At 61.5% G+C, this 20009-nt stretch carries 18 protein-coding genes; 9 read left to right on the plus strand and 9 right to left on the minus strand.

Annotated elements, in window-relative coordinates; genetic code table 11:
• Nucleotides 1-117: 117 nt before the first annotated feature.
• The gene (locus FFR93_RS08925; protein ID WP_138392960.1) at nt 118-729 is read right to left on the minus strand and encodes a CDP-alcohol phosphatidyltransferase family protein; all 612 of its coding nucleotides are present in this window, start codon (nt 727-729) and stop codon (nt 118-120) included.
• A 196-nt stretch (nt 730-925) separates the two neighbouring features.
• On the opposite strand from FFR93_RS08925, the gene FFR93_RS08930 reads away from it, so the two are divergent.
• Genes FFR93_RS08930 through FFR93_RS08940 form a run of 3 tightly spaced genes read left to right on the plus strand, consistent with a single transcriptional unit; the run spans nt 926 to nt 4486 of the window.
• Entirely contained in the window at nt 926-2710 is a 1785-nt protein-coding gene (locus FFR93_RS08930; RefSeq protein WP_138392961.1) for a bifunctional alpha/beta hydrolase/class I SAM-dependent methyltransferase, read from the plus strand.
• 10 nt (nt 2711-2720) lie between these two features.
• Entirely contained in the window at nt 2721-4049 is a 1329-nt protein-coding gene (locus FFR93_RS08935) for a phosphatase PAP2/dual specificity phosphatase family protein (RefSeq protein ID WP_138392962.1), read from the plus strand.
• Nucleotides 4046-4486 (plus strand): hypothetical protein, encoded by a 441-nt coding sequence (locus FFR93_RS08940; RefSeq protein WP_138392963.1) that lies wholly within the window; start codon nt 4046-4048, stop codon nt 4484-4486. Before FFR93_RS08935 ends, FFR93_RS08940 begins: the two co-directional genes overlap by 4 nt.
• Before the next feature lie 130 nt (nt 4487-4616).
• On the opposite strand, the gene FFR93_RS08945 is transcribed toward FFR93_RS08940, so the two are convergent.
• The 3 genes from FFR93_RS08945 to FFR93_RS08955 all read right to left on the minus strand — a co-directional run bounded on the left by FFR93_RS08945 (nt 4617) and on the right by FFR93_RS08955 (nt 8418).
• Nucleotides 4617-5759, minus strand: coding sequence for an alpha-hydroxy acid oxidase (locus tag FFR93_RS08945; RefSeq protein ID WP_064711441.1), 1143 nt, complete (start codon nt 5757-5759; stop codon nt 4617-4619).
• 116 nt (nt 5760-5875) lie between these two features.
• Nucleotides 5876-7183: a guanine deaminase gene (guaD, locus tag FFR93_RS08950; RefSeq protein WP_138392964.1), complete on the minus strand. Its 1308-nt coding sequence runs from the start codon at nt 7181-7183 to the stop codon at nt 5876-5878.
• A complete protein-coding gene (locus tag FFR93_RS08955; protein WP_138392965.1) occupies nt 7180-8418 on the minus strand; it encodes a urate hydroxylase PuuD in 1239 nt (412 codons plus the stop codon). Before FFR93_RS08955 ends, guaD begins: the two co-directional genes overlap by 4 nt.
• A 294-nt stretch (nt 8419-8712) precedes the next feature.
• Between FFR93_RS08955 and FFR93_RS08960 the strand changes: the two genes are divergently transcribed.
• Nucleotides 8713-9045, plus strand: a complete 333-nt coding sequence (locus tag FFR93_RS08960) for a hypothetical protein (RefSeq protein WP_064706152.1) — start codon at nt 8713-8715, stop codon at nt 9043-9045.
• Between the two features lie 138 nt (nt 9046-9183).
• On the opposite strand, the gene FFR93_RS08965 is transcribed toward FFR93_RS08960, so the two are convergent.
• Nucleotides 9184-10086, minus strand: a complete 903-nt coding sequence (locus FFR93_RS08965) for a LysR substrate-binding domain-containing protein (protein ID WP_138392966.1) — start codon at nt 10084-10086, stop codon at nt 9184-9186.
• Nucleotides 10087-10187: 101 nt separating this feature from the next.
• On the opposite strand from FFR93_RS08965, the gene FFR93_RS08970 reads away from it, so the two are divergent.
• On the plus strand, nt 10188-10391 hold the full coding sequence (locus tag FFR93_RS08970) for a hypothetical protein (protein ID WP_138392967.1): 204 nt from the start codon (nt 10188-10190) through the stop codon (nt 10389-10391).
• Here FFR93_RS08970 and xdhC read toward each other — a convergent pair.
• From xdhC to FFR93_RS08990, 4 genes are all read right to left on the minus strand, one after another.
• Nucleotides 10367-11179 (minus strand): xanthine dehydrogenase accessory protein XdhC, encoded by an 813-nt coding sequence (xdhC, locus tag FFR93_RS08975; protein ID WP_138392968.1) that lies wholly within the window; start codon nt 11177-11179, stop codon nt 10367-10369. The genes FFR93_RS08970 and xdhC overlap by 25 nt on opposite strands.
• Nucleotides 11180-11285: 106 nt before the next feature.
• Nucleotides 11286-13631, minus strand: coding sequence for a xanthine dehydrogenase molybdopterin binding subunit (gene xdhB / locus FFR93_RS08980; protein WP_138392969.1), 2346 nt, complete (start codon nt 13629-13631; stop codon nt 11286-11288).
• Between the two features lie 85 nt (nt 13632-13716).
• Nucleotides 13717-15180: a xanthine dehydrogenase small subunit gene (xdhA, locus tag FFR93_RS08985; RefSeq protein WP_138392971.1), complete on the minus strand. Its 1464-nt coding sequence runs from the start codon at nt 15178-15180 to the stop codon at nt 13717-13719.
• 26 nt (nt 15181-15206) lie between these two features.
• Complete coding sequence (locus FFR93_RS08990) at nt 15207-15983, minus strand: 3-hydroxybutyrate dehydrogenase (protein ID WP_138392972.1); 777 nt, start codon at nt 15981-15983, stop codon at nt 15207-15209.
• A 140-nt stretch (nt 15984-16123) separates the two neighbouring features.
• Between FFR93_RS08990 and glpK the strand changes: the two genes are divergently transcribed.
• From glpK to FFR93_RS09010, 4 genes are all read left to right on the plus strand, one after another.
• A complete protein-coding gene (gene glpK / locus FFR93_RS08995) occupies nt 16124-17617 on the plus strand; it encodes a glycerol kinase GlpK (protein ID WP_138392973.1) in 1494 nt (497 codons plus the stop codon).
• 111 nt (nt 17618-17728) lie between these two features.
• Nucleotides 17729-18103, plus strand: a complete 375-nt coding sequence (locus tag FFR93_RS09000; protein ID WP_064705816.1) for a YciI family protein — start codon at nt 17729-17731, stop codon at nt 18101-18103.
• Nucleotides 18100-19359, plus strand: coding sequence for an RNA polymerase sigma factor (locus FFR93_RS09005; RefSeq protein WP_138392975.1), 1260 nt, complete (start codon nt 18100-18102; stop codon nt 19357-19359). Before FFR93_RS09000 ends, FFR93_RS09005 begins: the two co-directional genes overlap by 4 nt.
• Nucleotides 19360-19449: 90 nt before the next feature.
• Entirely contained in the window at nt 19450-19917 is a 468-nt protein-coding gene (locus FFR93_RS09010) for an SRPBCC family protein (protein ID WP_138392977.1), read from the plus strand.
• The last annotated feature ends 92 nt before the right edge of the window (nt 19918-20009 follow it).

Raw genomic sequence — 20009 nt, forward strand, 5'->3', positions numbered from 1 at the left:
CAGCGGAAGATTAACGTGCAGTTAAAGCAGAGGAAGCGCTAGGCAAGCGGTTAGAGGCAGCGTTCTACACAGTTTCCGCATCGCGTTGCGGTGGCTAAAGTCGATCGGCCCCGCTCCCTATCGGGCGACCGTATGCGCCTCGCGAATGCCGGCGCTGATCCGGTTAATGATAGTCCACACGAGAAGCAGAGCCACTACTGCCCAAAGCCACGAAGTCCATGCTGCAAACCTGCCGCCAACCGCGATGAAGATGCCGAGCGCGCCGAAAAGCACCGCACGGTCGCTCTTGCCCAATGGCCCGTCGTACCGCCGACTTGCGCCAACGGTTTGACCCAAAATCCCGGCAAATTCCGTCAGCGCCGAGAGGAATATGACGGCCACTGCCAGCATCATGCCGTTCGGATCGATGAGCGCAAAAGGCAAATACAGGGCGACATCCGAGACGACGTCACCGATTTCGTTCAGATACGCGCCTAAAATACTCTTCTGCCCATGTTCGCGCGCGAGCATGCCGTCGATGGCATTGAGGCCCATGCGCAGGAGGAACCATACGGGCACCAGCAGGAACAAATGCGGGAGCGGGACGACGCTCAGAAAAAGGCCAAGTACAACCGAGACGGCGGCGGCAGCTGATGTCACCTGATTGGCGGTGACGCCCCGTGCCGCAAGGGAACGCACCAGAGGGCGAAGAATATTCTGAAATCGGGCCTTCAATTGGTAAACAGACATGATACCTCAGCGGAATTTCATGGCATGGCAACAGTCTATCGGCTCGGACGTGAAGATAGTCGTACTTGCAAGGAAAGTCCTACCTCAGGTCGTCTTCTCAAAGGACTTACATTTGCAGCTAGACTTTTGCAATAAAAGCAAATCACTGTTGCCGCCAATGATTGCAACGATCAATCGATCAGAATTGGAGAAGACCGTGCTGCAAACTGCCGATAGTGGGCAACCGTCCTCGACGGCCAGACCAATGCTTGAATCCGAATTTGCGTCGCATGATGGCACCCGACTGTTTTATCGGACGTGGCCTGCGATCGGCGCTGCAGCGAAGGGCGCAATCATTCTTCTCCATCGCGGCCACGAGCATAGCGGTCGCGTAGCCCACCTCGCCACCGAGCTCGGCTTAGATGATTTTGCCTTCTACGCCTGGGACGCACGCGGCCACGGGCGTTCACCGGGAGAGCGCGGCTATTCGCCATCCTTTGCTGCCTCGGCGCGTGATCTCGATTGCTTCGTCCGTCATGTCAGCGAGACCAGCGGTATTGCGGCCGAAGATATCGCCGTTATTGCGCAGAGCGTTGGTGCGGTCCTTGCCAGCACCTGGGTGCACGACTATGCGCCGCCGATCCGTGCCCTCGTGCTGGCCTCACCGGCCTTCAGCGTCAAGCTCTACGTGCCTTTTGCCAAAGAAGGCATTGCGCTCTGGGAAAAGCTCAAGGGGACATTCTTCGTCAATTCCTATGTCAAGGCGAGGTTTCTCACGCATGATCCCGAGCGCATCGCCTCGTTCGAATCCGACCCATTGATATCTAGGCCGATTGCCTCCAATATACTGTTACAACTCTATGAGGCGGCCGCCCGCGTCGTCGATGACGCCCGCGCCATCACCGTTCCGACCCAGCTGCTGATCTCCGGCAGCGACTGGGTGGTGCGACACGCGCCGCAGCACCGGTTTTACGAAAACCTCGGCAGCCGCATCAAGGAACGGCACGTGCTTGCCGGCTTCTACCATGACACGCTTGGCGAAAAGGACCGCGCGATTGCGCTCGCCGAGGTTCGCCGTTTTATCGCTGCACGTTTCGCCGAGCCCCGGGCGCCTGCCGACCTTCGCACCGCTCATATCCAGTCCTATACCAAGGACGAGGCCGACCGGCTCGCGAGCCCTCTGGACGCCACATCCCCACGCGGCATCTACTGGGCGCTCAGCCGTCTCAATATCAGGCTCGGCGCGCTAGTGTCCGAAGGCATAAAGACCGGAGTCAAGACCGGTTTTGATTCCGGTTCGACGCTCGATTACGTCTACGAGAACAAGCCGCGCGGGCTCGGCCCCGGCGGGCGGTTGATCGACAAGGTGTTCCTCGAAGCGATCGGCTGGCGCGGCATCCGGCAGCGCAAGCTGCACTTGCAGGAACTGATCCACCACGGGCTGCAGCGCCTGAAAGCCGCCGACCGCAGTACCCACATGCTCGACATAGCGGCCGGGCACGGTCGTTATGTCCTCGATGCGATCGAGACGGCTGCGGTGCGTCCCGATAGTGTGCGGTTGCAGGATTATTCGCCGATCAATGTCGAGGCCGGCCGCAACAGCATCGCCGCGCGTGGACTGGGTGATTTCGTGAGCTTCCGCCAGCAGGATGCGTTTGACGGCGAGGGGCTGGCCGCAATCACGCCGGCTCCAGATCTGGCGATTGTCTCCGGCCTTTATGAGCTGTTCTCCGACAATCAGATGATCGCCGCGTCGCTCGACGGGATCGCGCGTGCGATGCAACCCGGCGGTCTGCTCGTCTATACCAACCAGCCATGGCATCCACAACTGGAGATGATCGCCCGCGCACTGACCTCGCACCGGGGCGGTCAGGCGTGGGTGATGCGGCGGCGGACGCAAGGAGAAATGGACCAGTTGGTCGCCGCTGCCGGGTTCCGCAAGATCGAACAGCGCATCGACCAGTGGGGCATTTTTACCGTCTCGCTGGCGGAGAGGGTCTGAGGGCAAAGCGTTGGGGCAGGCACATTCTACTCTTTCGCAGGCAGCGCCGGTCCTGAAGCGGGCGGCACTCTGGCTCGTCTTCCTGGCGCCGTTCTTCTATCTGAGTTATGGCGGCGCCAATTGGCTGGCATCGCAACGCGCCCATGTGCCGAACATCGCCTTTGCATGGGAAAGCGCCATTCCGTTCCTTGCATGGACCATCATTCCGTATTGGTCGATCAATCTGTTCTACGCGCTCTGCCTGTTCATCAATACGACGCCGCGCGAGGTGGATATACTCGCGAGGCGCTATTTGACGATCCAGTTGATCGCGGTCGCCTGTTTTATCGCGTTTCCGCTCGAAGCAACCTTTGTACGGCCGGCAACGAGCGGTCTGCCCGGTTTCATGTTCGCCGTCCTCGGCGGCTTCGATAAGCCGTTCAACCAGGCGCCGTCGCTGCATATCGCGCTGCTGGTGGTGATCTGGGACCATCTGCGCGGCCGGCTGCCGAAGAGGGCCCGGCTCGTCTGGCACTTCTGGTGCTTCCTTATCGGCGCCTCGGTCATGACGACGTGGCAGCATCACGTCATGGACATACCGACCGGCGTGTTGCTCGGTCTGTTTGCCGCCTGGCTTTTCCCGCGCCACGCCGGTTCCCCTCTTGCGAATTTCGCGTTGAGCGGCGATCCAAAGTCGCGCCGTCTCGGGATCTACTATCTGTGCGGCGCCGCCGCGTTTCTCGGCCTTGCAGCGCTCTTCACTCCTCTATCGGCCGCAGCACTTCTGTTGCTCTGGCCGGCTGTCGCACTGGCGATCGTCGCAGCCGGATATTTCGGCGCCGGCCCGCAGATCTTCCAGAAACGCGTCGATGGGCGGATCGCGCTTGCCAGCCGCTGGCTGCTGGCGCCCTACCGGCTCGGCGCTATCATCAACGTTTGGCTCTGGACCCGGAAAATGCCGGCGTCCGTGGTGATCGCCGATGGCGTCCATCTCGGTCGTTTTCCGCGTCGCCACGAGGCTGACCGTTTTGCCACGGTGATCGACATCGCCGGCGAATTGCAGCGCCCGAGCGGGACCTCAACGCGCTGGTGCAGTTTTCCTACTCTCGATCTCCCCGGCGTTGACGAGGCCCAGACGCAAGCGGCGGCGAACCTCATCGAGGTTGCGCGCCAACAGGGGCCGGTCCTCGTCTGCTGTGCGCTCGGCTTCCAGCGGAGCGCCCGCGTCATCGTGCGTTGGCTGCTCATCAGCCGGCGTTGCGAAAATCCAGCCGAAGCGCAGCGGCTGATCGAGCGGGCGGGCTGGCGTGTTCATCTGCCCGTTGAAAGCATCCGTGTCGTGACGGAGAGCTTGCAATGACGCAGTGGAATACCGTGGCCTTGGCGGCTGCACGAAGTCTCGGCCGCAATTCAATCTCCTGCGGGCTGACAGCGCTGCTGCCACTGATCGTGGGCCCGATCACCTCGGGCCATCGAGGCTTCGCTCCGTCGCTCGGCTGGCTATTGTTGCTCGTTTTCTGCCTGATCGTCCTTGCTCTGGCGATCCATCTGCTCTTCGACGCGCTGTTGTTTCGCCTAGCGTCGAGCCACGAGACAGAGGCCGCCGGTCTTGCCGCCATCGACGACCTGTTGTCCCGGATGCGGCTTCGCGATCCGGAGAAGACGTCACCCAGCCTGGAGACGCGAATTGCCGGATCGCGCCGCATTGTCTGGCAACAGCGTTTGGCGCTCGCCATCGGTCTCGTGATGTTCGCGATCCTTCTGTTCATTACGGCGGATGGTCAGCCCCTATGCTGAATAGGACGGCAGGCGGTTGATGCAGAGATTCGCGACAGGTGTCTGGCAAGTCCTTCCGGCGGCATCACGGGTTTCCGTCAGCGCCTGATGACTGGACTCGGGGCATCTCGAAGCCAATTTCTCAGGCGAGTCATTGCCGCCCTGATATGATCGAGGAGTCGATGTCGTTGATGTCGCGCTTGCCGCAGAGGGCCATGGTGATGTCCATCTCCTTGCGGATGATGTCGAGCGCCAGCGTGACGCCTTCCTTGCCCATGGCGCCGAGGCCGTAGAGGAAGGGGCGGCCGATATAGGTGCCTTTTGCGCCGAGCGCCACGGCCTTCAGCACATCCTGGCCGGAGCGGATGCCGCCATCGAGATGGATTTCGATGCGATCGCCGACGGCATCGACGATCTTCGGCAGCATGCTGATCGAGGAGGGGGCGCCATCAAGTTGGCGGCCACCGTGATTGGAGACGATGATCGCGTCGGCGCCGGTGTCGGCTGCGGCCTTCGCATCCTCCGGATCGAGAATGCCCTTGATGATCAACGGGCCGCCCCATTGCTCCTTGATCCAGGCGACATCCGCCCAGGAGAGCCGCGGGTCGAACTGCTCGTGTGCAAACTTGGGCACGGAGGCGACATTGGCGACGTTCTTCGCATGGCCGACGATATTGCCGAAGTATCGGCGCTTCGTCTTCAGCATATCAAGGCACCAGAGCGGCCGGGTTGCCATCTGCCAGATATGTTTCGGAGTTAGTTTCGGCGGTGCCGAGAGGCCGTTGCGCAGGTCCTTGTGGCGCTGGCCGAGGATCTGCAGGTCGGCCGTCAGCACCAGCGCCGAGCATTTCACGGCCTTGGCGCGACGGATGAGGTCGAGGACGAAATCCTTGTCCCTCATCACGTAAAGCTGGAACCAGAAGGGTCGCGTGGTCACCGAGGCTACGTCCTCGATAGAGCAGATGCTCATTGTCGAAAGCGTGAAGGGGACGCCGAATTCCTCCGCAGCGCGCGCCGCCAGCATCTCGCCATCGGCGTGCTGCATACCTGTCATGCCGGTCGGCGCGAGCGCCACCGGCATCGACACTTTCTGGCCGATCATCGTCGTTTCGAGCGTGCGGTTGCTCATGTCGACCAGCACGCGCTGGCGCAGCTTGATCTCACCGAAATCGCTTTCATTCGCCGCATAGGTCGATTCCGTCCAGGCGCCTGAATCCGCATAGTCGAAAAACATCTTCGGTACACGACGCCGTGCGAGCTTCTTCAGGTCGGCAATGGTGAGCGGAGTGGCCATGAATCGAACCTTCTTCACATATGAATGCGACCACCGCCGATAACATGAATTACAGAAGGAGCGTTATCGGATGCTGGGGCCTTTCCCGCTACCTCTTTCGGGGGTAACCGATATCGTCAAAGGCGTGCTTTCAAAGCAATGCCGGCCACGTAGGTCTCGGCGATGGCTCTGTCGTCGCCCATCGTCTGAAGCAAGAAGAGTTCTTCCGGGAGCGTCTTCACGGCTTCCATCTTCAACGCCATGGCCGGGGTCGCAGCCGCATCGAGGACGACAAGATCGGCTTCGGTGCCGGGTCCCAACGTGCCGATCCGGTCGGCTAGCGAAAGCGCCTCGGCATTGCCACGCGTCATTAGGTAGTAGCTTTCCAGCGGGTTCAGCCGCTCGCCGAGCAGTTGCTGGATCTTATAGGCCTCGTCCATGGTCCGCAGCATCGAATAGCTGGAGCCGCCGCCGATATCCGTGGCGACGCCGATGCGGACCGGCTTTTGGCGCCGCGCCAGCGCCTTCAACGGGAACAGACCGGAACCGAGGAAGAGGTTTGAGGTCGGGCAGTGAACGGCGACGGCGCCCGCCTCGCTCATGACGTCGGCCTCGCGTTCGGACAGGTGGATGGCGTGGCCAAACAGGCTTTTGGGTCCCAGCAGGCCGTAGCGGGCGTAAATATCGGTATAGTCGATCGCCTCCGGATAGAGCTCGCAGGTGAATTTGATCTCGTCGTGATTTTCCGAAAGATGAGTCTGGATGTGCAGATCGGGAAATTCGCGGGCAAGCGCTGATGTCGCCTCCATCTGCGCCGGCGTCGAGGTGATGGCGAAGCGCGGCGTGATGGCGACATGATTACGGCCCTTGCCCTGCCAGTCCGCTATCACCTGGCGGGTCTCGTCATAGCCCATCTCGGGCGTGTCGAGCAGGCCCTGCGGGGCGTTGCGGTCCATCATCACCTTGCCGCCGACCATGCGCATATTGCGCTTCATCGCCTCGGCGAAAAAGGCATCGGCCGAGGTCTTGTGCACGGAGCAGTAGGCGACCGCCGTTGTGGTGCCGTGGCGGATGAGCTCATCATAGAAGTGGGTGGCGATCTTTGCGGCATGGGCGCTTTCGACGAAACGGCATTCCTCGGGAAAGGTATAGGTGTTCAGCCATTCGAGCAGGTTGGCCGCATAAGAGGCGATTACCTGCATCTGCGGAAAATGCAGATGCATGTCGATGAAGCCCGGCATGATCAGATGTGGGCGGTGATCAATCTCGGTCGCGTCTTTGGCGGCTCTTGCCTTGACGTCGGCATACGGGCCCACTGCGGCGATCACCCCGTCCTCGATCAAAAGGCCGCCGTCCTCCTCATAAAGATAACTCTGGCTGTCGGAGAGACTCAGCGGTGCGCGATGAAAGGAAAGCAGGCGGCCGCGCAGAAGTGTCGTCGTCATTGTTTCTTGCCTTCGACTGCGCTTTCGAACCAGGCGATGAGCAGCCTGCGTTCGTCCGGCGTAATATCGGTTACATTGCCGGGCGGCATGGCATGGCTGCGGCCTGCCTGTATATAGATTTCGCGGGCATGGGCGGCAATCTCCGCGTCGTTTTCGAGTGCCACGCCCTTCGGCGGCCGAACGACGCCTTCATAGACGGGCTCGGCGGCGTGGCACATGGAACAGCGTGTCGAGACCAGTTGCTTGACGGCAGGAAAATGCGGATTGTCGGCGAATTGCTGAAAGGCGGGTGTTACCGCCGCCGTATCCGTCTCGCCCATCAGCTGCTTCGGCACCGTCGAGAGCCACATGATCAGCATGAAGAGGATGACGGTGACGATCCAGGTCCAGGTTGGCCGGCCTTTCCTGGCATGGGTGGTGTTGAACCAGTGGCGGATGGTGACGCCCATCAGGAAGACCAGCGCCGCGATCACCCAGTTGAACGCCGTGCCGAAGGCCAGTGGATAATGGTTCGACAGCATGAAGAAGATAACGGGCAGCGTCAGATAGTTGTTGTGCAGCGAACGCTGCTTGGCGACCTGCCCGTATTTTGGATCGGGCGTGCGCCCGGCGATCAGATCGGCGACGACGATCTTCTGGTTCGGGATGATGATCATGAAGACGTTGGCCGACATGATCGTCGCGGTGAATGCGCCGAGATGCAGGAAGGCGGCGCGGCCGGTGAAAAGCTGCGTGTAACCCCAGGCCATGAAGACCAGCACAGCATAGAGCACCGCCATCAGCCCCCAGGTGTTGAGGCCAAGCGGCGACCTGCAGAGCAGATCGTAGACGACCCAGCCAAAGGCCAGCGACGCCAACGAGATCAGGATTGCGACCGGCGGACTGATATCGAGGACGTGGCGGTCGATGAGAAACAAGTCGGCCCCGCCATAATAGACGATGCAGAGCATGAGGAAGCCGGAGATCCAGGTGAAATAGCTCTCATATTTAAACCAGGTCAGGTGTTCCGGCATCTGGGCCGGCGCCACAAGATATTTCTGGATATGATAGAAGCCGCCGCCATGGACCTGCCATTCCTCGCCATAGGCGCCGGGCGGCAGATGCGGGCGTTTCACCAGTCCGAGATCGAGCGCAATGAAATAGAAGGACGATCCGATCCAGGCGATCGCGGTAACGACATGGAACCAGCGCGCCGCGAAGGCGAGCCATTCCCATGCTATGGCATATTCATACATCGAGTTCCCCTATCTTCCTCCGACTCGTGACATTGCGGAAATTTTGCCGGGGAGGGAAGAGGAGATTGAGTTTTGCCGGAGCTGTCGATAGTGGCGCGGATCGCCGATCTGTTGTCACCGTGCCTAAAAGCTGCCGAGAAGGCTGTGCAATATCTCCGGCTTATACTCGATCCGCTTATTCAAGGGATCTTGAAACTAATATGCCTCGGTTACAGTTATGTTGCAGGCCGCCGGAAGGAAATAGGAACCCTTAGATCGTCGGCGGCGCATTCATCGACGGAGAAGACGCTCATGATGCGCAGTATTCTGACGTGTGTGATGATTGCGTATGCGTCGCTGGCGACGGCTCACGACGCACCCATGGGGTGGAGTTATGACCCCTATTGTTGCAATGGCAACAGTCACAATGGTGACTGCCAGATGATCCCTTCGAAAAGCGTGGCGGTGACGCCGAGCGGATATCGTGTGACACTGCTGCCGGGTGATCACCGGCTGGTCACGCATGCTCACGTCTTCTTGCTGCCGATGACGAAGGCGATGCAGTCCGGCGACAACGACTATCATCTCTGTCTGTTCCCGAACGAAGACACGCCGCGCTGCTTCTATGCGCCGGAGATGGGATATTAAATCCAACCACATGTATCGGACCCACTAGACGGGTCCGATACATGTGGCTTTACAGCGCGTCGCGATCATTCCGGTTCGATCAGGCGCTTGATGCCTTTGTCTTCGCATGCCATATCCCGACCGCTGCACTTCCGGGAGTTATGCGCTAGTTTCCTGCCGCTTCATTTCCTCGAGAATCCAGTTGCGGAACGCCTTGATCTTCGGAACGTTCCGGCGGTTTTCAGGGTAGGCGAGCCAGTAGGCCTTGCCGTCGCTGCGGGTCAGTTCGAACGGCTGATAGAGCCGGCCAAGCGCGATTTCGGCTGCGTAAAAGGCCGGATGGAGGATGGCGACGCCGTGGCCCGCGATCGCAGCGTCGGCCTCCACGGCCTGTGAGCCGAGCTGGTTACGCGGCCGCCGGTCGAGATCCGTCTCTGTGACGCCCGCTGTCTCGAACCATTGTTTCCACCAGATGTCGCCAGCATCGAAGAGATCGAATTTCAGGAGATCGCGCGGCTCCCTGATGCCCCCTGCCGATTCCGCCAGCTTCGGGCTCAGCATCGGGGTGAATTCAAGTCCCATCAGCCGGTGCAGCGTCAGCCCCGGCCAGTTGCCGTCACCCCAGCGGATGCCGACATCGATCTGCTCGCGCGTGAAATCGATGATGTCGGAGCTTGCCTGAAGGCGGACTGCGATCGCCGGATGCTTCAGGTGGAAAGAGCCGAGGCGCGGCGCCAGCCATTTGGACGCGAAAGTGTGGGTCGAGCTGATGGCAAGCGTGCCCTCGACGCTGTCGCGCGCGGTCGCCATGGCGTCATGCAGCATGGCGAAGGCCTCGGTCACCTTCGGCGCCAGCCGCTCGCCGGGTTCGGTCAGGGCGATCTGGCGGGGACGGCGCAGGAAGAGCGGCTCGCCGACATTCTCCTCCAGCAGTTTGATCTGATAGCTGACGGCCGTCTGTGTCATGCCGAGCTCGTCGCCAGCCTTAGTGAAACTTCCGAGCCGGGCAGCGGCCTCGAATACGCGCAGCGCATTCAACGGAAATTGTTTCGAAAGTTTCATGGATAAGTTCTCTTTATGCAGGCAGACGATCGTTCAATTGGAATTGCAGCATTTTTCCCGGCAAACTTCAACTCATACCATCAATCTGACGAGGTGACGTTATGGATTGCCATGTTATTGAAGAAAGCCGGGCGCAACAGATCAGCAGCATTTTCCTGCGACTTGCCGGCTGGTTCTCAAGCGGCGCCAACCGCTTCTGCCGCCTGCCGCGGCTCGACCTCTCCGCTACGCCGGACCGCGTTAAGCGCGATCTCGGCTTCCTCGACGGGCGTGATCCCTATTATGAGGACGAGCGCATGCGGTAGGCCGCGAGTGCCGCCAGGATTTCGGCGGCGGTCATGGCGGCAATGACTTCAGGACGTTTGTCCCTGACCATGGAGCCGCCGATCGGCAGCGTCAGCCGCTTCATCCAGCTCTGCTCGCCGCCTTCGCGCAAAAGCCAGCTCGCGAAGGTGGCGCGCTTCGTCGCCGAACCGATCATGCCGGTATAGGCGAGATCCGTCCTTGCCAGTGCTTCGCGGGCGATAAGGAAATCCAGCGCGTGGTCGTGGGTCAGGATGACAATCACGCCGCCGGCCGGAATATCCTTTACCAGCGCTTCGGGCATCGGCACGAGCCGGACCTTCGTCCGGGCGGGCAGGTTGGCGAGTTCTTCCTGCCTTGTTTCGACGACCGTCACCGAGAGTGGCAGCGGCGCAAGGGCCGAGGCCAGCGCCCGGCCGACATGCCCGGCGCCGAAGAGAAGGACCTCGGGCCGAAGCTCGATTTCGCCGGCGAGCCTAGCCTCGATTTCATCTTTCAGCGCCAGCGTCAGGCGCCGGAACCGCAACTGTGTGCGCCCGCCGCAGCACTGACCGATCTCGGGGCCGAGCGGAATATCCATCTCCGCCACGCCGCCGATGCCCGTGAGCATGCCGCGCGCATTGGCGATCGCCATGAACTCGAACTGCCCGCCACCGATCGTGCCCCAGAGCGCGGTTGGCGAGACGAGCATGAAGGCCCCGGCCTCGCGCGGGGTGGAGCCTTGCGTCCCGGTGATTTCGACGAGGACGCTATCTGGGTTGGCGGCAAGGAAAGTGGGAAGATCAGTCATCGCGGATTGGCCTTGCGATGTTGGGAGCATGCCGCGAGATTTGGTTCAAGCGCATTACGCTCTCAAACTCTCCGTACGAACGATTGCAGGATAGAAGCGAAGCATATCATCTCGGCACTCGCTTCATCCGCTCCACCGCCATCAGCACCCGTTCCGGCGTCGCCGGCGCATCGAGTCTCGGGCAGACCTTGTAATCCGCGACGCTGGCGACCGCCATCGACAGGGCTTCCAGCACAGAGATCGCCAGCATGAAGGGTGGTTCGCCGACGGCCTTGGAACGGCCGATCGTCGCTTCGGCATTCTCCGACCATTCGGCGAGCCGCACGTTGAAGATTTTCGGGCGGTCGGAGGCGAGCGGGATCTTGTAGGTCGACGGCGCATGGGTGCGCAGCCGGCCCTTGTCGTCCCACCAGAGCTCCTCCGTCGTCAGCCAGCCCAAGCCCTGTACGAAGGCTCCTTCGACCTGGCCCAGGTCGATCGCCGGATTCAAAGAGCGGCCGACGTCGTGGAGGATGTCGGTCCGGTCGATCAGATATTCGCCGGTCAGCGTGTCGATCGAGACTTCGCTGCAGGCGGCGCCATAGGCGAAATAATAGAAGGGCGTGCCGCGTCCGGCCTTTCGGTCCCAATGGATCTTCGGCGTCTTGTAGAAGCCGGCGGCCGACAGCTGGACGCGGGCAAAATAGGCCTGCTTGATGAAGTCGGGGAAGGGGATTTCGATTTCGCCGACGCGCACCCGGTTCGGCAGGAAGACGACCTCGGAAGGCGCCACCTCCCATTTCTCGGTGGCAAAGGCCACCAGCCGTTCCTTGATCTGGCGGGCGGCATCGAAGGCTGCCATGCCGTTCAAATCCGAACCTGAAGAGGCGGCGGTGGCGGAGGTGTTCGGTACCTTTGCCGTCGTCGTCGCGGTGATTTTCACCCTGTCCATATCGACCTGGAAGCTGTCGGCCAGCACCTGCGCCACCTTGGTATAGAGGCCCTGGCCCATTTCGGTGCCGCCATGGTTCAGGTGGATCGAGCCGTCCTGATAGACATGGACGAGGGCGCCGGCCTGGTTGAAGGCGGTCATGGTGAAGGAGATGCCGAACTTGACCGGCGTCAGCGCAATGCCTTTTCTAATGTAGCGGCTGTCGCGATTGTAGGCGATGATGGCATTGCGCCGTGCCTGATAGTCGGCTGTCTCCTCCAGTTCCTCGACGATGCGGGGGATGATGTTGTCCTCGACCTCCTGATGGTAGGGGGTGAGCGTGCGCCCGGAGCCCGGCTGGCCATAGAAATTCAGCTTGCGGACATCGAGCGGATCCTTGCCGAGGGCGTAGGCGATCTCCTCGATGAAGCGCTCGGCGCCGAGCATTCCCTGCGGTCCGCCGAAACCGCGGAAGGCGGTGTTGGAGACCGTGTGCGTCTTCAAGGGCTTCGACTGCAGATGCACATGCGGGTAGAAATAGCTGGAGTCGGCATGGAAGAGAGCCCGATCGGTCACGGGGCCCGAGAGATCCGAGGAGAAGCCGCAACGGGCCGCATACGTCACATCGACGGCGTGGATACGGCCTTCGGCGTCAAAGCCAACCTCGTAATCGACAAGGAAATCATGGCGTTTGCCGGTGGCGCTCATATCCTCATCTCGATCGGGACGGAACTTGATGGCGCGGCCGAGCTTCTTGGCGGCGATCGCCGCAAGGGCTGCGAACTGATTGCCCTGCGTTTCCTTGCCGCCAAAGCCACCGCCCATGCGGCGCACATTGACCGTGACGGCGTTGGACGGGATGTCGAGCACGTGGCCGACGATGTGCTGGATCTCGCTCGGATGCTGGGTCGAGGACCAGACGATGACCTCGTCATCCTCGCCGGGGATGGCCAGGGCGATATGGCCTTCGAGGTAGAAATGCTCCTGTCCGCCGATGCGCATCCGGCCCTTCAGGCGCATGGCGGCGTTCGGCATTTCCGTTTCCGGCTCGCCGCGCTGGAGGGTCATCGGCGTCGTGACCAGAGGGCTGCCATTGGCGAGAGCGCCGTCGATATCGCTCCAGTGCGGCAGGTCGCGATAGTCGATCTTGGCGAGCCGCGCGGCGCGCCGGGCAGCCTCGCGCGTTTCGGCGATGACGGCAAAGATCGGCTGGCCGTGGAACTGAACCAAAGTTTCGGCCAGCAGCGGCTCGTCATGGCTGCCATTGCAGCTGACGTCGTTGACGCCGGGCACGTCCTTGCCGGTGAAGACCCAGATCACGCCGGGATAGGCTGCGACCCCGGAAAGATCGATACCGATGATTTCGGCATGGGCCCGGTCGGAAAGGCCAAGCGCGCCGTGCAGCAAGCCGGCGGGTTCGGGAATGTCGTCGATATAGTCGGCGGTGCCGGTGACGTGCTTATGCGCGGAATCGTGCCGCAGGGGGCCGTGCATCGGTCCCGTGATGACAACTTTGCGGTCTTCGAAGGTGGACTTGTCCATTAGCGGCGTCCTCCTGAGGGAGGGGAGGAGACCGCGGCTATTCCCATGAAGCTTTGCGTTCCGGTCGTTCCGATCAATGTGTCCATCACGCCACCTCCTCGAACCGCTTCAGCTCTGCCGGGGCGCCGACAGTCTCAAGATAGAACCGCATCAGCAGGTTCTTCGCCGTCAGCTGGCGGTATTCCGCCGTGGCGCGCCAGTCGGTGAGCGGCTGGAAGTCGGCGTCGAAGGCGGCGCGGGCGGCCTCGATCGTCGATTCCGTCCATGGCTTGCCGATCAGTTCGGCCTCGACGGTGCGGGCGCGTTTCGGCGTCGCCGCCATGCCGCCGAAGGCGATGCGGATGTCGGTGACCGTCTCGGCCTCGTCGAGCGTCAGCAGGAAGGCGCCGAGCACGGCGGTGATATCCTCGTCGCGGCGCTTGGTGACCTTGTAAGCGGCAAAGCGGCTGTTCGCGGGATAGGGCACGAAGACGCTTTCGACGAATTCGCCGGGCTTTCGGTCCTGTTTGCCGTAGGCGATGAAGAAGTCCTCGAGGGGCATTCTGCGCTGGCCTTCGAGGGAGCGTAGCGTCAGCGTCGCGCCGAGCGCGATCAAGGGCGGCGGACTGTCGCCGATCGGGGAACCGTTGGCGATGTTGCCGCCGATCGTGCCCATGTTGCGCACCTGCTCGCCGCCGATACGGTTGATCAGCCGTCCGAGTGCCGGGATCTTCCGGGCGAGCGCTTCGAAGGCCCTGGTGTAGCTGACGCCGGCGCCGATAGTGACGCCGTCCTGGCTTTCGGTGACCGATTGCAATTCGCTCAAATGGTTGATGAAGACGACCGGGCTCAGCCGTCGCATCTGCTTGGTCACCCAAAGGCCGACATCCGTCGCGCCGGCAACGACGGTCGCGTCGGGCTCCTGCGAGAGAACTTCCGCCAGTGCCTGGACCGAAGCCGGCACGATCAACCGGTCTTCGCCATTGGCAATCCGGATGGTGCCGCCCGCCTGCATTGCCCAGAGCCGAGCGACGATTTCCGAGCGCGTACGCTCCAGCGGATCGAACAGCGCGCTCGGCCGCATCAGGCTCACCTGCTCGGCGGCCTTGACGATCGGTTCGTAGCCGGTGCAGCGACAGAGATTGCCTTGCAGCGCCTTTTCGATCTCATGGCGGCCGGGTTTTTCCCTGGTGAGCCACAGGCCGTAGAGCGACATGACGAAGCCCGGGGTGCAGAAGCCGCATTGTGACCCGTGGCAATCGACCAGCGCCTGCTGCACTGGATGCAGCGCACCGTCGCGACCGGCGAGATGCTCGACCGTCACTACGTGGGTGGCGTGCAGCGAGCCCATGAAGCGGATGCAGGCATTGACGGATTCATAGGCGAGTTTGCCGTCCGCGAGCCGGCCGACGAGGACGGTGCAGGCGCCGCAATCGCCTTCGGCGCATCCTTCCTTGGTGCCTGTGAGGCGCCGCTTCAACCGCAGAAAATCGAGAAGCGTCTCGGTCGGCCCGACATCGGTAAGTTCGATGTCCTCGCCATTCAGGATGAAGCGAATGCTGTCGTTCATGATATTCCCGGTTGTTTTTCCAATGGTTAAGCCGCCGTCCAGCCCCCGTCAATCGAGATATGCGTTCCGGTCACCTGGCGGGCGGCGTCGCTGGCAAGGTAGAGCGACAGCGCGCCGACGTCCTCGGCCTTGACGAATTCACGCGTCGGCTGCGCCTTGAGGATGACCTCGCTCTTGACCTGCTCCTCGGTCATGCCGCGCGCCCTAGCGGTATCGGGTATCTGCTTTTCGACAAGCGGCGTCAGGACGTAGCCGGGGCAGATGGCGTTGACCGTCACGCCGAATTCGGCAAGCTCCAGTGCTGCCGTTTTCGTGAGGCCTAATATACCATGTTTTGCCGCGACATAGGCGGATTTGAAGGGGGAGGCGACGAGCGCGTGGGCAGAGGCGATGTTGATGATGCGGCCATTCTTCTTCGCCTTCATCAGCGGGATGGCGGCGCGCATTGTGTGAAAGGAGCTCGACAGATTGATCGCGATGATTTGATCCCATTTCTCGACAGGGAAATCCTCGATTTTCTCGACGTGCTGGATGCCGGCATTGTTGACCAGAACGTCGATGCTGCCGAAGGTCTTCGCCGCCGTCTCGATCAGGTCGGCGATCTCGGCGGGTTTCGTCATGTCGGCCGGATGATAGATCGCCCGGCCCTTCGATACTGATTCAAGCCGCTCGACGATCGCCTTGATTTCATCGGCATTTCCGAACCCGTTGATGACGACGTTGTCGCCGGTTTCGGCGAAGGCGGTGGCGATCGCAAGGCCAATGCCGCTGGTGGAACCGGTGACGACGACTGATCTGCTCATGCTGTTCTCCTGACATCGCGATGTTGGCAGCGAGGTTATGCCCAAGCCAGCAGGCTGGCAATTGCGCTTTATTCGCTTTTCTCTCCCGCATCCCTGTCCTATTGATTTGTTACGATAATCATATGCTTGAGGAGGATTTCATGGGTGGATATGTTCTGGCGATCGATCAGGGGACGACCTCGACGCGGGCAATCGTCTTCGATGGCGGCATGCGTGTCGCCGGCAAGGGCCAGAAGGAATTCACCCAGATCTATCCGCGTTCCGGCTGGGTCGAGCACGACCCCGAAGAGATTTGGGATTCGGTCGTTTCCACCGTCCATATGGCGCTGCGCGACGCCGGAATCACGGCCAAGGATGTTGCCGCGCTCGGCATCACCAACCAGCGCGAGACGGTCGTCGTCTGGGAGCGCGAGACCGGTCGCCCGATCCAGAATGCGATCGTCTGGCAGGACCGGCGCACGGCAAGCTATTGCGACAACCTGAAACGGCAGGATCTCGAGCGGCTTTTCACCAAAAAGACCGGCCTCATCCTGGATCCTTATTTTTCCGGCACAAAGCTTTCCTGGATGCTCGCCAATGTGAAGGGTGCAAGGGCGCGTGCTGCCAGAGGCGATCTCTGCTTCGGTACGATCGACACTTTTCTCATCTGGCGGCTGACGGGCGGCAAGAGTTTCGTGACCGACGCGACCAATGCTTCGCGCACGCTCATGTACAACATTGCCGACAACGCCTGGGACGAGGATCTGCTCGATATTCTGAGAGTGCCGGCCGCCATGCTGCCGGAGGTCAAGGATTGCGCCGCCGATTTCGGCACAGTCGAGGCGGATATCTTCGGCGCCGAAATCCCGATCCTCGGCGTCGCAGGCGATCAGCAGGCGGCGACCATCGGTCAGGCCTGCTTTGCGCCGGGCATGCTGAAATCGACCTACGGCACCGGCTGTTTTGCGCTGCTCAACACCGGCGCCGACATAGTGCGTTCGAAAAACCGGCTGCTGACGACCATCGCCTACCGTCTGAACGGCGAAACGACCTATGCGCTGGAAGGCTCGATCTTCATCGCGGGTGCTGCCGTGCAGTGGCTGCGCGACGGGCTCCGGATCATCGGCAGTGCCGCTGAGACCAACGCTCTTGCCGAAAGGGCCGATCCCACGCAGGAGGTCTATCTCGTACCGGCCTTCACCGGGCTTGGCGCACCGCATTGGGATGCCAAGGCGCGGGGCGCCATCTTCGGACTGACGCGCAATAGCGGACCGGCGGAACTTTCCCGCGCGGCGCTCGAAGCGGTCTGCTACCAGACCCGCGATCTCCTGGATGCCATGCAGAAGGACTGGAAGAATGCCGGCGACGATACGGTGCTGCGCGTCGATGGCGGCATGGTCGCCTCCGACTGGACAATGCAGCGCCTCGCTGACCTTCTCGATGCTCCGGTCGACCGCCCTGTTATTCTGGAGACCACCGCCCTGGGTGCGGCATGGCTGGCCGGCAGCCGAGCGGGAGTGTGGCCGGACAAGGACGGGTTTTCGGCGAGGTGGAAACGCGACTGCCGTTTCGAACCCGACATGGACGAGAAGGTGCGGGCGGCAAAGCTCAAGGGTTGGAAGAATGCGGTTAAGCGGACGCTGAGCGAGGGCTAGCCTTCGATAAGAGCCGGCGGTTCCTGCAATCGCCGCTTGAGCTGATAATTTTTTGATGCGGCCTGTCGGCTAAGCCGTTACTCCTTCGTCATTCGGAAAGAGGAGTGACCGATGCTTTACGCAATCCTTTGTTACGCCCATGAGGAAACCGTCTTCGCCTGGACCAAGGAGGAGGAGGCTGCCGTCATGGAAAAACTTTATGCTGTGCAGGAGCCACTTGCTGTGTCCGGCAAGCTCGGCCCGGTCGGCCGGCTGATGCCGACGACGGCGGCGACGACCGTGCGCAAGGGCAAGGACGAGGCCCTGGTCATCGACGGGCCGTTCGCGGAAACGAAAGAGGCGCTTCTCGGCTTCTACGTGGTGGATTTCGATACGCTCGACGAGGCAGTCGCCTTCTCGAAACAGCTATCCGCCGTCAATCCCGGCTCCACCTCTTACGAAATTCGGCCTTTCTACGTGTTCAGGCCGGGAGATGCTGCATCATGACCGACATTGCCTGGATCGACCTTGCGCTTGCCTCCGCCCGGCCGAAGGCGCTCGGCGCTCTGCTGCGCTATTTCCGTGATCTCGATACCGCGGAGGAGGCGTTTCAGGAGGCGTGCCTGCGGGCGATCCGGACATGGCCGGAAAAAGGGCCGCCGCGCGATCCGACGGCCTGGCTCATTTTCGTCGGTCGTAACAGCGGCATCGATGCGGTGCGCAAACGGTCGAAGCTGCAGGCGCTGCCGGACGAGGACGTCATCTCGGATACAGAGGATGCAGAAGGCGACATTGCCGAGCGGCTCGACGATTCCAATTATCGCGACGATATCCTGAGGCTGCTTTTCATCTGCTGCCATCCGGATCTGCCGGCGACCCAGCAGATCGCGCTGGCGCTGCGCATCGTCTCCGGCCTTTCGGTAACGCAGATCGCGCGCGCGTTCCTGGTCTCCGAAAGCGCCATGGAGCAGCGCATCACCCGGGCCAAGGCGCGGGTCGCCAAGGCGGGCGTGCCTTTCGAAACGCCGAGCCCGCAGGAACGGGCCGAACGCCTCTCGATCGTCAGCACGATGATCTACTTGATCTTCAACGAGGGTTACAGCCAGGCCGACCCCAGGCATGAGGCGGCCGCCTTCAGCGACGAAGCGATCCGCCTGGGACGCCTGATGCTGCACATCTTTCCGTCAGAACCGGAGTTGATGGGGTTGCTTGCGCTGATGCTTCTGCAAATATCGCGCCGCCCGGCGCGTTTCAGCGCCGAAGGCGAGATCGTGCTGCTCGAAGATCAGGACCGCTCTCTCTGGAACCAGCTTTTCATCAATGAGGCCCTGGCGCTGCTCGACAAGGCGCTGCGCCATCGCCAACCCGGCCCCTACCAGCTTCAGGCAGCCATCGCCGCCATCCATTCCCGCGCGAAACGCGCCGAAGACACCGACTGGACGGAAATCGATCTGCTTTACCGCGCTCTGGAGCGTGTTCAGCCTTCGCCTGTGGTAACGCTTAATCGCGCCGTCGCTGTTTCCAAGCTGCGCGGGCCGCAGGAGGCGCTGGATCTCATCGATCCGCTCGGCGAGAAGCTCGGTGGCTACTTCTACTATCACGGTCTGCGGGGCGGGCTGCTGAAGCAGCTTGGCTTGACCAGCCAGGCGCGCGAAGCCTTCGACCATGCCATCGCGCTTGCCCATTCGGCGGTGGAAGCCGCCCATATCCGCCGGCAGATCGACAAGATGCAGGAAGAGGCGGCGCAGCCGATTGCAAATTAATTTCGGGGTGGTGTCGGAACGGCGAAGTTTGACACGTCCTTGTAACAACCTGATAGGAAACAGGTTTCATTCAAACGGAGAGATGTTGAAATGACCGCCAGCACGCAACATGAACTCGTCCTAACCCGGGAATTCGACGCCCCGCGCGACAAGATCTTTAAGGCATGGACCGATCCGGATCTTGTGAAGCAGTGGTTCGTTCCGCGCCCGTGGAGTGTTGCAGAGGCGACGCTCGATGTCCGCCCCGGCGGCGCCAGCGTTGTCGTCATGCAGGATCCCGAGGCCAACCAATATCCGAACCACGGCGTCTATCTCGAAATCGTCGAGAACGAGAAGATCGTCTTCACCGATGCCTATACCAGCGCCTGGGTGCCTGCCGAAAAGCCTTTCTTCACCGGCGTCATCCTGCTGGAAGACCTCGGCAACGGCAGGACGAAATATACGGCCAGGGCGCTGCACTGGCGCGCCGAGGACAAGGAAGCGCACGAGAAAATGGGCTTCCATGAGGGATGGGGCAAGGCCGCGGACCAGTTGGCGGAGCTGTTGGCAAAGATGTGAATGTCAGGGGCGGCGTGGTGAAGGCCGCGCCGTCCCTTGCTTCAAGCACAGTGTGAGGCAGCTTGTAAAATGAATCCGCTGAGGCTTCGAAG

It is taken from the genome of Rhizobium sp. MHM7A (assembly GCF_005862215.1).
Classification (GTDB): Bacteria; Pseudomonadota; Alphaproteobacteria; order Rhizobiales; family Rhizobiaceae; genus Rhizobium; species Rhizobium bangladeshense.

Bases quoted from the DNA above. Each gene is read 5' to 3' on its own strand.
- FFR93_RS08925 (WP_138392960.1), bottom strand. From the start codon at position 729: ATGTCTGTTTACCAATTGAAGGCCCGATTTCAGAATATTCTTCGCCCT.
- FFR93_RS08940 (WP_138392963.1), top strand. From the start codon at position 4,046: ATGACGCAGTGGAATACCGTGGCCTTGGCGGCTGCACGAAGTCTCGGC.
- FFR93_RS08945 (WP_064711441.1), bottom strand. From the start codon at position 5,759: ATGGCCACTCCGCTCACCATTGCCGACCTGAAGAAGCTCGCACGGCGT.
- guaD (WP_138392964.1), bottom strand. From the start codon at position 7,183: ATGACGACGACACTTCTGCGCGGCCGCCTGCTTTCCTTTCATCGCGCA.
- FFR93_RS08955 (WP_138392965.1), bottom strand. From the start codon at position 8,418: ATGTATGAATATGCCATAGCATGGGAATGGCTCGCCTTCGCGGCGCGC.
- FFR93_RS08960 (WP_064706152.1), top strand. From the start codon at position 8,713: ATGCGCAGTATTCTGACGTGTGTGATGATTGCGTATGCGTCGCTGGCG.
- FFR93_RS08965 (WP_138392966.1), bottom strand. From the start codon at position 10,086: ATGAAACTTTCGAAACAATTTCCGTTGAATGCGCTGCGCGTATTCGAG.
- FFR93_RS08970 (WP_138392967.1), top strand. From the start codon at position 10,188: ATGGATTGCCATGTTATTGAAGAAAGCCGGGCGCAACAGATCAGCAGC.
- xdhC (WP_138392968.1), bottom strand. From the start codon at position 11,179: ATGACTGATCTTCCCACTTTCCTTGCCGCCAACCCAGATAGCGTCCTC.
- xdhB (WP_138392969.1), bottom strand. From the start codon at position 13,631: ATGGACAAGTCCACCTTCGAAGACCGCAAAGTTGTCATCACGGGACCG.
- xdhA (WP_138392971.1), bottom strand. From the start codon at position 15,180: ATGAACGACAGCATTCGCTTCATCCTGAATGGCGAGGACATCGAACTT.
- FFR93_RS08990 (WP_138392972.1), bottom strand. From the start codon at position 15,983: ATGAGCAGATCAGTCGTCGTCACCGGTTCCACCAGCGGCATTGGCCTT.
- glpK (WP_138392973.1), top strand. From the start codon at position 16,124: ATGGGTGGATATGTTCTGGCGATCGATCAGGGGACGACCTCGACGCGG.
- FFR93_RS09000 (WP_064705816.1), top strand. From the start codon at position 17,729: ATGCTTTACGCAATCCTTTGTTACGCCCATGAGGAAACCGTCTTCGCC.
- FFR93_RS09005 (WP_138392975.1), top strand. From the start codon at position 18,100: ATGACCGACATTGCCTGGATCGACCTTGCGCTTGCCTCCGCCCGGCCG.
- FFR93_RS09010 (WP_138392977.1), top strand. From the start codon at position 19,450: ATGACCGCCAGCACGCAACATGAACTCGTCCTAACCCGGGAATTCGAC.